Below are 14,274 nucleotides of genomic sequence, written 5' to 3' on the forward strand. Positions count from 1 at the left end.
AAGTGCAAGTAAAAAGGGCTGGCTTTAGTATTTTTTGAAAAAACAAAAAACGCCGCATTTCTGCGGCGTTTTGCTACTAAGTATTAATGAGCACTTTCTTGCAATGCCAAGTCTACACGCTCACGCAACTCTTTACCCGGTTTGAAGTGGGGAACATGTTTTTCAGGTACTTCCACACGTTCGCCGGTTTTAGGGTTGCGCCCGATACGGGCAGGGCGGTGGTTCAAGTCGAAGCTGCCGAAGCCGCGGATTTCGATACGTTGTCCACGAGCCAGTGAGCGGGTCATGGTATCAACCAAGACTTTTACACTGTATTCGACATCTTTAGCCAGCAGTTGGTTGCCATTTTTTTCGGCAAACACTTCTGCGAGGCGAACCATCAATTCAGACTTCGTCATGTCTGCAACCTTATTCTTGGTCGCCGGACAGTTTGGCTTTCAGCAAGTCGCCCAAGCTGGTAGTACCGGCATTGGCAGTTGCAGCGGCGTTAACTGAATTCAGCGCTTCGCGGTTTTCTTTAGCGTCTTTCGCTTTAACAGACAGACGGATGCTGCGGTTTTTGCGGTCAACGGTAACGATAACGGCTTCAACTTCGTCGCCTTCTTTCAGTTTGGTAGTCAGGTCTTCAACGCGATCAGCGGCGAATTCAGAAGCAGGCAGGTAGCCTTCAACTTCTTCAGACAGAGCAACTACGGCACCTTTGGCGTCAACAGATTTCACAGAACCTTTAACCAAAGAACCTTTGTCGTTTACGCTGATGAAGTTGCCGAACGGATCACCTTCCAGTTGTTTGATACCCAAAGAGATGCGTTCTTTTTCAACGTCGATGGCCAATACAACGGCTTCAACTTCTTCGCCTTTTTTGTATTTGCGTACAGCTTCTTCGCCGGCTTCAGTCCAAGACAGGTCAGACAAGTGAACCAGGCCGTCGATGCCGCCAGGCAGACCTACGAATACACCGAAGTCAGTAATAGATTTAACTGCGCCGGAGATTTTGTCGCCTTTGTTGTGGTTGGCGGCAAACTCTTCCCAAGGGTTAGCTTGGCATTGTTTCATGCCCAAAGAGATACGGCGGCGGTCTTCGTCGATTTCCAGGATCATGACTTCAACTTCGTCACCCAGTTGAACAACTTTGCTTGGGTGTACGTTTTTGTTGGTCCAATCCATTTCGGAAACGTGTACCAAACCTTCGATGCCTTGTTCGATTTCAACGAATGCACCGTAGTCAGTCAGGTTGGATACTTTACCGAACAGGCGGGTACCTTGTGGGTAACGACGGGTCAGGCCGCTCCAAGGATCTTGCCCAGTTGTTTCATACCCAGGGAAACGCGTTGTTTGTCTTGGTCGAATTTCAGAACTTTGGCTTCTACTTCTTGACCAACTTCCAAAACTTCGCTTGGGTGTTTCACACGACGCCATGCCAAGTCGGTAATGTGCAACAGACCGTCGATGCCGCCCAAGTCAACGAATGCACCGTAATCGGTGATGTTTTTAACGATACCTTTGATAACTGAACCTTCTTGCAGGTTTTCCAGCAAGGCTTTGCGTTCTTCGCCCAAAGTAGCTTCCAGAACAGCGCGGCGGGACACAACAACGTTGTTGCGTTTTTTGTCCAGTTTGATCACTTTGAATTCAATTTCTTTGCCTTCGAAGTGAGAAGTGTCTTTTACAGGACGTACGTCAACCAAAGAACCCGGCAGGAATGCGCGGATGCTGTTGATCATAACAGTCAGACCACCTTTGACTTTGCCATTGATAACGCCGGACAGGATGTCGCCGTTTTCCATAGCTTCTTCCAAAGCGATCCAGTCGGCAGCGCGTTTGGCTTTTTCGCGGGACAATTTGGTTTCGCCGAAGCCGTTTTCAACAGATTCGATGGTAACGGTAACGAAATCGCCAACTTTAACTTCAATCTCGCCCTGAGCGTTTTTGAATTCAGCAACATCAATCAGAGATTCTGATTTCAGACCTGCGTTAACGGTAACGAAGTTTTGATCGATGCCGACTACTTCGGCAGTAATCACTTCACCTGGGTTCATCTCTTGCAGGGTAAAGCTTTCTTCCAGCAGCTGGGCAAAATTTTCCATAGTCATATATACTCTTTTCGGTACACCGCCAAGGGGTGCGGGTTAGGTTTGAAATGACCTGCCGTCCTTGGCGCGGCAGGTTGGGAAATGTTTTCAGACGGCCTTGTTATAGGGCTAACAGGCCGTCTGAAATGAAAACTTCGCGATTATACTCCAAATTTTAAACTTTATGATACCAATCAAGCACTTTTTTTACAGCTTCTTCGATAGAAAGGTTATCAGTATCTAAAAGCAGGGCGTCGGGAAGCTGTTTCAACGGAGCAACAGGGCGGCGGCGGTCTGCTTCGTCGCGCGCTTCAATGTCCGACAAAATACGCTCGAATGCAACGCCTTCGCATGGGATACCGAGTTGTTTGGCACGACGTTGGGCGCGGACATTGGCACTTGCGGTCAGGAAAATTTTTAATGCGGCATCAGGGAAAATAACCGAGCCGATATCGCGGCCGTCGGCGACCAAGCCTTTTTCGGTTAGGAAGTCGCGTTGGCGTTGCAAAAGGGCGGCACGCACTTTAGGCAACTGCGCGACGGCAGATGCGCCCATGCCAATCGCTTCGGTACGGATTTGCTCGGATACATCTTCGCCGTTTAATAATACGGCGCTGCCTTCAAATTGTGCGGGTAAAGTTTCTGCCAGTGTGCTGACGGCATCTTCATCTGTCCAAGCGACATTTTGTTTTTGTGCGTAAAGCGCGGTCAGGCGGTAAAGCGCACCGGAGTCGAGGTAAAGAAAACCCAAGGCTTCGGCTACGCGTGAGGCAACTGTCCCTTTACCGGATGCGCTGGGGCCGTCGATGGCGATGACTTTTTGCTTGAGGCTCATGTGTTCTCCTGAATGCGATAGGTATTTGAATTAACCGTTTATTATACGTTGCTTTGGCCGTCTGAAAACGAAAATTTTTGTGTGATTTAGATTTGAGAGGAAAGCGGTTCGGCCTTATCAGGTATAATGGCCAAAATCATAATTTAACCGCTTTGTCTGATTGTTCGGGCCGTCTGAAACAACGGGTCGGGAACGGTCTTAGAATTTAGAAACATTATGTTACAAACCGATAATCTTACTTCTGCACAACCTCAGCGCATTATCACTGCTCAAAATATTTCCGCTCAGGAAGAATTGCTTGAACGCGCTTTACGTCCGAAAACTTTAGATGACTATATCGGGCAGGATAAAGCAAAAGAGCAGTTGGCTATTTTTATCCAGGCGGCGAAAAAACGTGGCGAAGCGCTTGACCACACTTTGTTGTTTGGCCCTCCGGGTTTGGGCAAAACTACTTTGGCACACATTATCGCCAAAGAGTTAGGCGTTAATTTGCGCCAAACCAGCGGCCCGGTTTTGGAACGTGCTGGCGACCTTGCAGCCTTGTTGACCAACCTCGAGCCGCATGATGTGCTGTTTATTGATGAAATCCACCGTTTAAGCCCCGTGGTTGAAGAAATCCTTTATCCTGCGCTTGAAGATTATCAGTTGGACATCATGATAGGCGAAGGACCGGCCGCGCGTTCGGTCAAAATCGATTTGCCGCCGTTTACATTGGTAGGCGCGACGACCCGTGCCGGCATGCTGACCAATCCGTTGCGCGACCGTTTCGGTATTGTGTCCCGATTGGAGTTTTATCAAAACAAAGACTTGGCGACTATTGTTGCCCGTTCAGCCCAATTGTTGCAGTTGGAAATGGGTGAAGAGGGTGCGATGGAAGTGGCCAAGCGCAGCCGCGGTACGCCGCGTATTGCCAACCGCCTTTTGCGACGTGTACGCGATTACGCTGATGTGAAAAACAACGGCGTGATTGATGCGGAAATTGCCGATGCGGCCTTGAGTATGCTGGATGTGGACGGGCAAGGTTTGGATGTGATGGATAGGAAATTCCTTGAGGCGATTCTGCACAAATTCAGCGGCGGTCCTGTCGGTTTGGAAAACGTGGCTGCTGCGATTGGCGAATCGACCGATACCATCGAAGATGTGATTGAGCCTTATCTGATTCAGCAGGGCTTTTTGCAGCGTACACCGCGCGGACGCGTAGCAACCGAACGAGCCTATCTGCATTTCGGTTTGAAGGTTCAAGAATAATAATGAAGGCCGTCTGAAAACCGCTTTCAGACGGCCTGATACTTTCAATTTCATATGATTGTCGGCAAATATCTGCCGATAATCGGTTAAAATGTCCCCCTTTTCTTTTTTGAAGTTTCCCCATGAATATCTTATCCGTAGAAAATGCTTCTTTTGCCGTCGGCCACGTCGCCTTGCTCGACAAAACTTCTTTTCAACTCGACAGCGGCGAGAAAATCGGTTTAATCGGCCGCAACGGTGCGGGTAAGTCTTCGTTTTTAAAAATCCTTGCAGGCGTACAAAAGCTCGATGACGGGCAGATTATTGTTCAAAACAACCTTAAAATCGTTTATGTGCCGCAGGAATCCTTTTTTGATAAGGACGCAACCGTATTTGATACCGTCGCCGAAGGTTTGGGCGAAATTCGCGATTTATTGCGCCGTTATCATCATGTCAGCCATGAGTTGGAAAATGGTTCGAGTGAGGCTTTGTTGAAAGAACTCAACGAATTGCAACTTGAAATCGAAGCGAAGGACGGCTGGAAACTGGATGCGGCGGTGAAGCAGACTTTGGGCGAACTCGGTTTGCCGGAAAACGAAAAAATCGGCAACCTTTCCGGCGGACAGAAAAAGCGTGTTGCCTTGGCGCAGGCTTGGGTGCAGAAGCCCGACGTATTGCTGCTGGACGAACCGACCAACCATTTGGACATCGACGCGATTATCTGGCTGGAAAACCTGCTCAAGGCGTTTGAAGGCAGTTTGGTTGTGATTACCCACGACCGCCGTTTTCTGGACAACATCGCCACGCGCATCGTCGAACTCGACCGCGGCATTCTACGATCCTATCCCGGCTCGTTCTCCAAATACAGCGAGAAAAAAGCGCAGGAATTGGCGGTTGAAGCGGAACACAACCGCCTCTTCGATAAATTCCATGCTCAGGAAGAGGCATGGATACGCAAAGGCATAGAAGCGCGCCGCACCCGCAACGAAGGCCGCGTGCGCCGTTTGGAAGAATTGCGCCGCCAACGCGCCGAACGCCGCAACGTACAAGGGCAGGTCAACTTCAAGCTCGACAGCGGCGAAAAAAGCGGCAAAATCATTGCCGAACTGGAACACGCTTCGTTTGCCTATGGCGACAAAGTCATCATGGACAAATTCTTCGCCATCTTGCAGCGCGGCGACAAAATCGGTTTAATCGGCCCCAACGGCATCGGCAAAACCACCTTCCTCAAGCTGATTCTGGGCGAATTGCAGCCGACCTACGGCAGAATCCGTATTGGCAGTAAGCAGGAAGTTGCCTATTTTGACCAGTTCCGCAGCGCGTTGAACGAAAACGACACCGTGTTTTACACGCTCGGACAGGGCAATGATTACGTTGAAGTCGGCGGTAAGAAAAAGCATGTAATGAGCTATTTGGAAGATTTTCTGTTCCACCCCGCCCGTGCGCAAAGTCCTGTTTCATCGCTCTCCGGTGGCGAACGCAACCGCCTTCTGCTGGCAAAACTCTTCACCCGTCCTGCCAATATCCTGGTTTTGGACGAACCGACCAACGACTTGGACATCGATACCCAAGAGCTGCTCGAAGACTTGCTGCGCGATTACCAAGGCACGGTATTCCTTGTTTCGCATGACCGTATGTTCTTGGATAATGTGATTACCCAAAGCATTGTTTTCGAAGGACAAGGCCGTCTGAAAGAATACATCGGCGGCTATCAGGATTATATCGACGCAAAATCGCGCGAAGAGAAAATTCAGACGGCCTCTGCGCCTAAAGCGGTTACCGAGCCTGAGAAAGTCAAACCCAAAGCCAACCGCACAGTCAAACTTTCCTATAAAGAACAGCGCGAACTTGACGCCCTGCCTGATGAAATCGCCGTTTTGGAAACCGAGCAGGCTGAAATCAATACCCAGCTTTCCGATCCAGAAATTTTCAAAGATTACGAAAAAGCAGGCGCATTGCAAAGCAGGGCGGAAGAAATCGAAATGCTGCTTTTGGAAAAGCTCGAACGCTGGGAATGGCTGGAAGCGAAACAAAACGGAGAAGCGGTTTAAATTGGGAATTTTGTCCCAAAGTTGGGCGGATATTTTTCTAAATCATGCCGTCTGAACCCCGAATATTCAAAAACAAGGTCTACAACCACATGAAAAAAGTCGAGAAAAACGTATTGGTACTGCATAGCGCTGAGGAAATGTTTGAGCTGGTGGACAAGGTCGAGGACTATCCAAAATTTTTGCCGTGGTACAGCAAGACCGAAGTCATCGAACGCAAAGGCAATGAGCTCAAAGCGCGCCTGTTTATGGACTATATGCGCGTCAAACAGTCGTTTGCAACGCACAACCACAATATCCCGGGTCAGGAAATCCGCATGGATTTACTCGAAGGGCCGTTTAAAACCCTGCGCGGCACTTGGAAATTTATCGATTTGGGCGATGATATGTGTAAAGTCGAATTCAGATTAGAATACGATTTCTCCAATGCCGTACTCTCTGCCATGATTTCCCCGGTGTTCGGCCACCTCGCCGGCACGCTGGTGGATGCTTTTATTAAAGAGGCCGACCGCCGCTATGCTTGAGATTGAAATTGTTTACGGACTGGCCGATAGGCAAGTGTTGAAGAACATGACCGTTGCCGAAGGGACAACCGTACGCGAAGCTGCTCAGCAAAGCGGTTTGGAGGTAGAGTTCCCAGAGTTGGATTTGCAACAAGCGCCTTTGGGTATTTTCGGCAAGGCGGTGAAAGACGAGACTGTTTTGCGCGATGGCGATCGGATTGAGGTTTATCGTCCATTATTGATTGATCCGAAAGAAGCGCGACGTAAACGCGCCGGGCAAGAATAAATCCAAGGCCGTCTGAAACTTTTTCAGACGGCCTGTCAAACTGAAAGAACAGTAATGAGCTTGAAAATTAAATTAATCGTCGGTTTGGGGAATCCAGGCCAAGAATACGAACAAACGCGCCACAATGTCGGCTTTTGGCTGTTGGACGAACTGGCATGGAAATGGAAAGTCAATTTTAAAGACGAGAAGAAATTTTACGGCGAAGTAGCACGCGCCATTACGCCTGATGGTGATGTTTGGCTGCTCAAACCCATGACTTTTATGAACCGCTCCGGTCAGGCTGTTGCCGCTTTGGCTCAGTTTTACAAAATCAAGCCGGAGGAAATCTTGGTGGTTCATGACGAACTGGATATTCCATGCGGCCGTATCAAATTCAAACTTGGCGGCGGCAACGGCGGACACAACGGCCTCAAAGATATTCAGGCTCGTTTGGGTACGCCTAATTTCTACCGCCTGCGCTTAGGTATTGATCATCCGGGCGACCGTAATCTGGTTGTCGGTTATGTGTTGAATAAACCGTCGGCGGAACACAGACAGCAAATTGATGATTCCATCGCCAAATCCCTGCAAGGATTGTCGGCCGTGTTGAATGGCGAATGGGAAGAGGCAACACGTTTTTTACACAGTAAGTAAGCGTGCCCAAATCAAACGGACAGCCTTGCACATTAGTTCAGACGGCCCGAAAACAGACGGCGCAGTCTGGCTAGCGATAAACCAATTAAAGAAACAGTAAATATGAACGAACTGACCAGCCTGATGCAGACCGAAGCCCCAGGCATTGTTGGCGAAACATTAGACTTCTGCCTTTACGAATGCAGTATTGAAGATGCCCCGGATGCAGAAGAAGTAGCACAATGGCGTGATATTTTGAAGGCGCGGGGTGGGAAATTTGTCCGCTTGGCAGACATCTGCCAAACATGGCTGGATGAAGAGGCCGACAAATGAAAGCCTTGCCGTTAAACAAATTTACTGCCGCTGCCTTTATCTGGTTTGCCGCCGCCATTTATGCCTTACTTTTCAAAGAGGGCGGTAATAGCGCTCCACCATTTCCCCATTTTGATAAAGTCGGCCATTTCGGACTGTTTTTTGGTCAGGCATGGTTGTGTGCAAAAATATTTATTCAAGACAATAGGAATATTCCCTATAAAGGCATTCTGTTTGCCGCTTTATTGTTTGCAGTAGGAAGCGAGCTGGCTCAGGCATTTCTGACTACTACGCGCCAAGGTTCGATCGCGGACGGCATTGCCGATATGGCGGGTACGGCTGTGGCGTTGTGGTTTGCAGCAAAAGTAAAAGCAGCAAAAAGTTAGATATATTTAAAGAAGTTAAAAGGCCGTCTGAAATCCTGAGAAACAGGTTTCAGACGGCCTTTTGTTACTTGATGCATGAAGCAATCGTTGCTTCATGCCAAGTATTTAAAAATTAGAATTTTACGCGTACACCGGCAGAAAGTTCGTGGGATTGTAATTTGGTTTCTTCAAATTTACCCCAGTAGTTGTATCGGTAACCAGCATCCAAGTCAACATTAGGTGTTACTTCGTAGCTTACGCCAGCCATTGCACCAATACCGGTTTTAGTTTTACGATAATTTTCTTCGTAGTAGTAACCTGGAGCTGTATCAGTAAAATCAGCTGATACGCGGTTGATACCTAAACGAGCACCAACATAAGGCTTAACAGGTGTATTTGTATTGAAGTCATAGATTGCTGAAACGCCAACACTTTGGAATTTAGCTTTATTTTTTGAATGGAAAGAGCCTTTTGAGAAGTTTTCTTCTAAAGATTTGTAGTGAGTGTAATCAGCACCAAGACGGAAATCACCAAAGTCATAACCTACAGACAAACGTGGGCTAAAACCTTTAACTTTTTCGTCGAATGTAGCACTACCAGAGTTGTCTTTTAAGTTAACAGAAGCATAACCAGCATCTGCTTGAACATAAAAACCTTTGGTTGCATCAGCCAATGCAAATGTAGGCAGGGAAAGAGCAATCAGTGTTACCAGAACTTTTTTCATGATTTTGTCCTTAATGTAGGATGAGAAGTAGTCGATAATCGCCGGGGTTGGTCGTTCCCAACAATTATTCTGATTGTATTTTCTTGTCGTAAATTAAGCAAATCTAAAAATGTTTCAACTGTTGTAAAACCGCACTTATAAAAAACACTGTAACAAGTCGTTTAAGAACAAACGGCCTTGTTCGGTCGGGCGGAACACGGTCGGGTCTGATTCAAGCAGGCCTTTTTGTCTGGCGGTTTCGATTTGAGCCATGATTTTTGCAGTGGGTACGCCGGTACGTTCCTGCAACATTGCGGCAGGTACGCCGTCGGTCAGGCGTAGGGCGTTCATCATGAATTCGAATGGAAGGTCTTCGGCAGCAACGGTTTTGCGCTCAACTGCTTCATGCGGATTACTCTGCATAGCCGCAAGATAGTCGTTGGGATGACGGCGGCGGACAGTTCGCTCGATACGGTCGGGATAGGAAATTTTGCCGTGTGCGCCTGCTCCTATGCCTAAGTAATCGCCAAACTGCCAGTAGTTCAAATTATGGCGGCACTGCATACCAGATTTTGCAAAAGCCGATGTTTCGTAGTGGATAAAGTCTGCGCTTTCCAATGCGCCATGTACGGCATCTTCAATATCCAATGCTGCTTCATCTTGCGGCAAACCTTTTGGTGGCGTATGACCGAAAGGCGTGTTCGGCTCCATGGTCAGATGATATGCGCTGATATGCGATACGCCTGTTGCGATAGCGGTTTGCACATCGTTTGAGGCCGTCTGAACCGTTTGGTTTGGCAGGGCGTACATCAAATCGATATTGACTTTTTCAAATAATTTCAAGGCAGTATCAATGGCTGTCAGGGCTTCTTTGCCATTGTGAACGCGTCCCAATCGGGCAAGCATATCGTCGTTAAAACTTTGTACGCCGATAGACAGACGCGTAATGCCTGCGTCTTTAAATCCTTGAAACTTCTCAATTTCAAATGTGCCTGGATTGGCTTCCAAAGTAATTTCCGCTTCGGGTTGCAAGCGCAACAGCGAACGTACGCCGCTTAACAAACGGTCAATCGATTTCGCTTGAAACAGGCTGGGTGTACCGCCGCCGAAGAATATGGTTTCCACCGGTCTGCCCCAAATATTCGGCAACTCAAGCTGCAAGTCGGTTAATAGGGCATCAATATAGACTTCTTCCGGCAGGCCGTTTTTCAGGCTGTGGGAATTAAAGTCGCAATACGGGCATTTTTTGATGCACCAAGGAATATGGATGTAGAGTGATAAAGGAGGTAGGGCGGTTAGCTGGCCGGGGCGTTGGAAGGTGATTTGGGTCATGATATGTGTTGAGGCTCGAGGCCGTCTGAAATTTTTAGGGCCGTTATTTTAACTGAAATGTCGGCCGGGAAAGTAATCAGTAGGAAATTTGCGCAGTCTAAGCACTCAAAAAAGCTTCAATTTCTTCTTCTGATAATTTGGAATTGCAGACAAATTTTATTTTGCCTTGTGAGATGTTGAGTAATGCGGGAACAGTTTTGATGCCGTGTTGTTCACGAAAATCTTTCAAAGCCGCTTTGTTGCTGCTGTCTGTAAAGCGGATGGTAAGCTGCTTGTTTAAGGAAACGGTAGACAGTTTTGCAACAAAACGGCGACAGTATGAACAGCTTGGTTTGCCTAAAAAGACGATAGCAGTTTTTTGACTGTCAATGAGTTGCAGAAGTTCGTCAGGTGTGGTTGGGATGAAGGCAGCAACGTGTTTTGCAAAGGCTGCCAATTCTTCAGATGTGGGCTTGGGCATGGGAATGAATGTGAGGTAGGCCGTCTGAAGGTTTCAGACGGCCTGTTGTTTTTATGTAGTTAAAGTCTTTTGCGCATCCAAGATGAGAGTTTGGGTGCACCGAATAGCAGGAAAATGCCGATAAAAAGCTGCGCGATGTTGGCAAGTATACCGGCTTGGTTTTGTGCGCCGAGGTCCGCCCAAACGGATGTATGTGTGTCGATAGCAATAGACTGTACAAAAAGATAGAGAGAGAACTGGTAAATTAGGTCGGGGATAGCTTGGAAAACAGTATATATGCCTATTAATACAATACCGGTCGTCAGCCATGGTGCAGGGTGTTTTGGGGCTTCCTGTACGGTTTGCAGATGTTCGGGCAACAGGCGGTTGGCAATGGCGGCAGGGAAACACCATAGCAGCAGCCATGCGGCCAAATAAAAGCCGTAGATGGATAGCGGCAACAGGAGTTGTGCGCTGTTATATTCGCTTCCAGACTGGGTAAATATGGTAACGATGCTGCTGAGCGTTTGTACGATACCGATTAAAACGATCAAACGGACGGCGACGATCAGGATTTGTTTGGGGGACATGAGTTTCTTTCGTGATGTGGTGGGTTTGGGTCGTCTGAAAAAGCGTTTCGGGGTTTTTAGACGACCTATCATCGATTTATAAGGCTTCGATTTTTTCAACAATTCCCGCAACGCCTGCCCTCTGAGGCTTTTGGGAATAATGGGTTGCGGGTTGTTTTCGTGGCAGGCGGGAACGCAGGCATCATAACAGCTTTTGTCGGAGAGGTCGTCTGAAATTTTCAGACGACCTCTCAAGCATTGCCCCGTCAGAATTTACCTGTAAACCCAACGGTAACCGCCCGTCCCGGTGCGGGGATGGGAACGTTGGACATCGGGTCGAGATAATAGCGGTTGGTCAGGTTGCTGACGCTGAAGCTCATACTCAAGTTTTTGCCGAAGTTGTAGCGTCCGTAGGCATCCAATACCAAGGCGGAACGCCAGTGGTAGGGGCGGCCTGATGCCTGCATAATCCGCGCCAAGCCTTGACGTGCCAGTTCGTTCTGCTGGCCGGTATCGACGGTGCTGTGGTAGATGCCGCGCATGCCCAGTTCCAGCCTGTTATTGAAGCGGCGGGTGCCGATATCGAGGTTGAGCGAGTATTTCGGCTGCATGGTTTGATAGAAACGGGTAGCGCCGAAGCCACCGTCGATACATTCGGGGATACGGTTGTTATAGACGTCGTAATTGAAAGCGGTCGATTTGTCGCAGGTGCGCTGCTTCAGGCGGTAGTTTGCGCCGAATGAGGCAAACCATTTGCCGCTGTCGATACGGCTTTGCAGCTCGATGCCGCTGGTCTGTTTCTTGTCGTATTGGGTCAGGTTTTTGTTTTCGGTAATATCGATGGCGTTTTTGATGGTGTTGTTGTAGTAGGTCAGGCGGATGTTGCCGTGTTTCAGCCGTTGCCAGTAGGGGGCGAAATTGAAGGAATAGCCTGCTTCCCAGTTGGTACTGCGTTCGGGCTTCAGGTTGAATTCGGTATTGTAGGCTTCCAGCAGGTTGACGTTGGTGGTGGTTGCTTCGTAAATGCTGGGGAAGCGGGTCGCCTGCGCGAAGCGGGTGAACAGGCGGCTGTTGTCGGTCAAATCGTAGCTGACGGCGATGACAGGCGACCATGCGCTGGCTTTCAGGTGTTTAGGCATGGGCCATACTTCGTCTTCGTTGGTAGGTTTTTTATAGAGGCGGTGGCCGCCGGTACTGCCCATCGTAGTCGCCCGCTCTTTTTTTTGCAGATAGGGTGTTTTAACATCATCTATTGTCGCATTGCTTAAATATTTGAAATAGCTGCCTTGCAATCCCTGAGGATTGTTTACTTTTTCGTTAAATTGCCCTTGCGCGAAAACCGGCCCTTGATATTTGCCGTCGATATAGGGTGTATAGACTTCTTTCTGCCGGTAAACGGCTTCGTCGTGGTTGAAGGACGGGTTATCTACCTGTGGATTGTCGCCGTTTGCGTTGGCATAGATGACTTCGCCGGTCTGCCTTTCTCCGTTAATCGAATATCCTTTATCGTTATAGTCATAACCGTATTTGTTGCGGAATTCGTTTATCAGACGATTTGACTCGTCAACATCTTCTGTCCTCAGGATTTTCCGCACATCTTCCGCTTCTTCTTTATTTGCAATCAGTTCGTAATAGGGGATATAGCTGCCGAGGATATAGCCGTCCGAGCTTTTCCCTCCTTGCAAATCGACGGAATAAAACGGATCTTTCCTCACCCGCCTTGCTTTTGCCAAGGCATCGTCGTAAGCCCAGAATTTGTCGTAGCGTATGCCTGCCTGAATGTTCAGGCGGTCGGTCGCCTGCCAGTCGAAAGCGACTCCCGCACCCCATTCGTGGCGGCGTCCCGCCCTCGGGCCGGCAACGGCTGTGGCGGCTGTGGCGGCACCGATGATGTCGAAGATATCTTTGTCGTTGCTGGTGATTCGGTTGGATTCGTCCAGTTTTTCATATTGGACGTTGGCGGAGAGGGTCATGGCGATCTTGTCGGTCAGGTGCATGCGGTTGCTGATGTCGGCGCCGGTACGGGTGGCGCGGGTGCGCTGTTCTACGCCTGATTTGACACGGTATGCACCGGGTACAGGAGGCGGATCTTTCGGCTCTTCGGCAGGAACCAAACCTTCGGCAACCAGCTCGCGGCAACCTATACCTTCGCTGATGTGCCTGCCGATAAATTCATTGGGAATTTTATTGTGGACAAAGCAGTTCGCCCACTTGTCGTATTCCTGATCGCCGTAGGTAACGGCCAAATCCGGCCCGCCACTTTGATGGCGGGAACCGGTGGTTTGGGTGCGCCAGATATTGGCCTGCAAATCTATCCAGCGGCTGCCTTCGGGCTTCCATTCGTAGCCGATTTTATGGCTTTTGGTGTCAATGGTGGAATTGAGCGTTTGCGTAGGTATGACCAGCGGCGGCCTACCGGTGAAGTTGAACTCGTTGCTGAAGCCCAGCAGTATAGCGTTGTAAAAGGGGTTGTTTTCACCAAAACGGACGCGGGTGCGCATATGGCCGAGGCTGATTTTCTGGTTGTTAGGCAGATACCAGTTGTTTTTCAGCAGCAGGCTTTTGCTCGCCACGTTACTGTTGAACACTTCTTCGCCGGGGCGATAGAGCTTCTCCATGTTCGGTATCATGGTCGCGCCCGTATTGCCGAAATCCGCATTGTCGGGGTCGTATTCCGGATTGTTCAGATAGCCGCCCGCCCCGTGTTTGCCGCTGAAGTAATTGCCTTTTTTACGGTCGCTGTAAGCAATCAGGCCATCTGAAATATCGGTTTTAAACGCCGCCGAAACCATGCCTGAGCGGTCGTCTCTGAAATTGCCGATTTTGCTGCTGCGGCTGCGCGGTGGGTTTTTCTCTTGGAAATCGAGTGCCTGATAAGGTTCCAACGTTCCGGCGACTGCGCCAGCCGCCCCGTCTGCCGTCGGCCTGCCCGGAATGGTGCGGTAGTCTTCAACACCGAGGTATTGCAAAT

14 protein-coding genes and 1 pseudogene are annotated in these 14,274 nt (G+C 49.0%); 7 read left to right on the forward strand and 8 right to left on the reverse strand.

From position 1 onward, the window contains the following. Nucleotides 1-83 precede the first annotated feature (83 nt). The 3 genes and pseudogenes from HMPREF2661_RS01615 to cmk all read right to left on the reverse strand — a co-directional run bounded on the left by HMPREF2661_RS01615 (nucleotide 84) and on the right by cmk (nucleotide 2,907). A complete protein-coding gene (locus HMPREF2661_RS01615) occupies nucleotides 84-398 on the reverse strand; it encodes an integration host factor subunit beta (RefSeq protein WP_003678992.1) in 315 nt (104 codons plus the stop codon). Between the two features lie 10 nt (nucleotides 399-408). Then, nucleotides 409-2,093 (reverse strand): annotated as a pseudogene (rpsA, locus tag HMPREF2661_RS01620) (30S ribosomal protein S1). Nucleotides 2,094-2,247: 154 nt separating this feature from the next. Further along, a complete protein-coding gene (gene cmk, locus HMPREF2661_RS01625) occupies nucleotides 2,248-2,907 on the reverse strand; it encodes a (d)CMP kinase (RefSeq protein WP_049344765.1) in 660 nt (219 codons plus the stop codon). 216 nt (nucleotides 2,908-3,123) lie between these two features. Here cmk and ruvB point away from each other — a divergent pair, with 216 nt between their 5' ends. The 7 genes from ruvB to HMPREF2661_RS01660 all read left to right on the forward strand — a co-directional run bounded on the left by ruvB (nucleotide 3,124) and on the right by HMPREF2661_RS01660 (nucleotide 8,281). Beyond that, nucleotides 3,124-4,155 carry a Holliday junction branch migration DNA helicase RuvB gene (gene ruvB, locus HMPREF2661_RS01630; RefSeq protein WP_070712754.1) on the forward strand — a complete coding sequence of 344 codons (1,032 nt, stop codon included), beginning with the start codon at nucleotides 3,124-3,126 and terminating at the stop codon, nucleotides 4,153-4,155. Nucleotides 4,156-4,277: 122 nt separating this feature from the next. Further along, nucleotides 4,278-6,185: an ATP-binding cassette domain-containing protein gene (locus HMPREF2661_RS01635; RefSeq protein WP_049322669.1), complete on the forward strand. Its 1,908-nt coding sequence runs from the start codon at nucleotides 4,278-4,280 to the stop codon at nucleotides 6,183-6,185. A gap of 89 nt (nucleotides 6,186-6,274) precedes the next feature. After that, the gene (locus HMPREF2661_RS01640) at nucleotides 6,275-6,706 is read left to right on the forward strand and encodes a type II toxin-antitoxin system RatA family toxin (RefSeq protein WP_003747011.1); all 432 of its coding nucleotides are present in this window, start codon (nucleotides 6,275-6,277) and stop codon (nucleotides 6,704-6,706) included. Then, nucleotides 6,699-6,971 (forward strand): RnfH family protein, encoded by a 273-nt coding sequence (locus HMPREF2661_RS01645; protein WP_049322668.1) that lies wholly within the window; start codon nucleotides 6,699-6,701, stop codon nucleotides 6,969-6,971. Before HMPREF2661_RS01640 ends, HMPREF2661_RS01645 begins: the two co-directional genes overlap by 8 nt. 54 nt (nucleotides 6,972-7,025) lie before the next feature. Further along, entirely contained in the window at nucleotides 7,026-7,604 is a 579-nt protein-coding gene (pth, locus tag HMPREF2661_RS01650; protein WP_049322667.1) for an aminoacyl-tRNA hydrolase, read from the forward strand. 102 nt (nucleotides 7,605-7,706) lie between these two features. Continuing rightward, nucleotides 7,707-7,916 carry a hypothetical protein gene (locus HMPREF2661_RS01655; protein WP_039862142.1) on the forward strand — a complete coding sequence of 70 codons (210 nt, stop codon included), beginning with the start codon at nucleotides 7,707-7,709 and terminating at the stop codon, nucleotides 7,914-7,916. Next, complete coding sequence (locus HMPREF2661_RS01660) at nucleotides 7,913-8,281, forward strand: VanZ family protein (RefSeq protein WP_070822175.1); 369 nt, start codon at nucleotides 7,913-7,915, stop codon at nucleotides 8,279-8,281. Before HMPREF2661_RS01655 ends, HMPREF2661_RS01660 begins: the two co-directional genes overlap by 4 nt. Before the next feature lie 112 nt (nucleotides 8,282-8,393). Here HMPREF2661_RS01660 and HMPREF2661_RS01665 read toward each other — a convergent pair whose 3' ends face one another. The 5 genes from HMPREF2661_RS01665 to HMPREF2661_RS01685 all read right to left on the reverse strand — a co-directional run bounded on the left by HMPREF2661_RS01665 (nucleotide 8,394) and on the right by HMPREF2661_RS01685 (nucleotide 14,272). Continuing rightward, a complete protein-coding gene (locus HMPREF2661_RS01665; protein ID WP_070822176.1) occupies nucleotides 8,394-8,984 on the reverse strand; it encodes an opacity family porin in 591 nt (196 codons plus the stop codon). A gap of 135 nt (nucleotides 8,985-9,119) precedes the next feature. After that, nucleotides 9,120-10,295 carry a radical SAM family heme chaperone HemW gene (gene hemW, locus HMPREF2661_RS01670; protein WP_070822177.1) on the reverse strand — a complete coding sequence of 392 codons (1,176 nt, stop codon included), beginning with the start codon at nucleotides 10,293-10,295 and terminating at the stop codon, nucleotides 9,120-9,122. 97 nt (nucleotides 10,296-10,392) lie between these two features. Next, nucleotides 10,393-10,731 (reverse strand): thioredoxin family protein, encoded by a 339-nt coding sequence (locus HMPREF2661_RS01675; RefSeq protein WP_283140433.1) that lies wholly within the window; start codon nucleotides 10,729-10,731, stop codon nucleotides 10,393-10,395. A gap of 83 nt (nucleotides 10,732-10,814) precedes the next feature. Continuing rightward, entirely contained in the window at nucleotides 10,815-11,324 is a 510-nt protein-coding gene (locus HMPREF2661_RS01680; protein WP_070822179.1) for a hypothetical protein, read from the reverse strand. A 245-nt stretch (nucleotides 11,325-11,569) separates the two neighbouring features. Next, nucleotides 11,570-14,272 carry a TonB-dependent receptor domain-containing protein gene (locus HMPREF2661_RS01685; protein ID WP_283140434.1) on the reverse strand — a complete coding sequence of 901 codons (2,703 nt, stop codon included), beginning with the start codon at nucleotides 14,270-14,272 and terminating at the stop codon, nucleotides 11,570-11,572. Nucleotides 14,273-14,274: the final 2 nt, after the last annotated feature.

The sequence above is a fragment of the Neisseria sp. HMSC061B04 genome, assembly GCF_001836705.1.
Classification (GTDB): Bacteria; Pseudomonadota; Gammaproteobacteria; order Burkholderiales; family Neisseriaceae; genus Neisseria.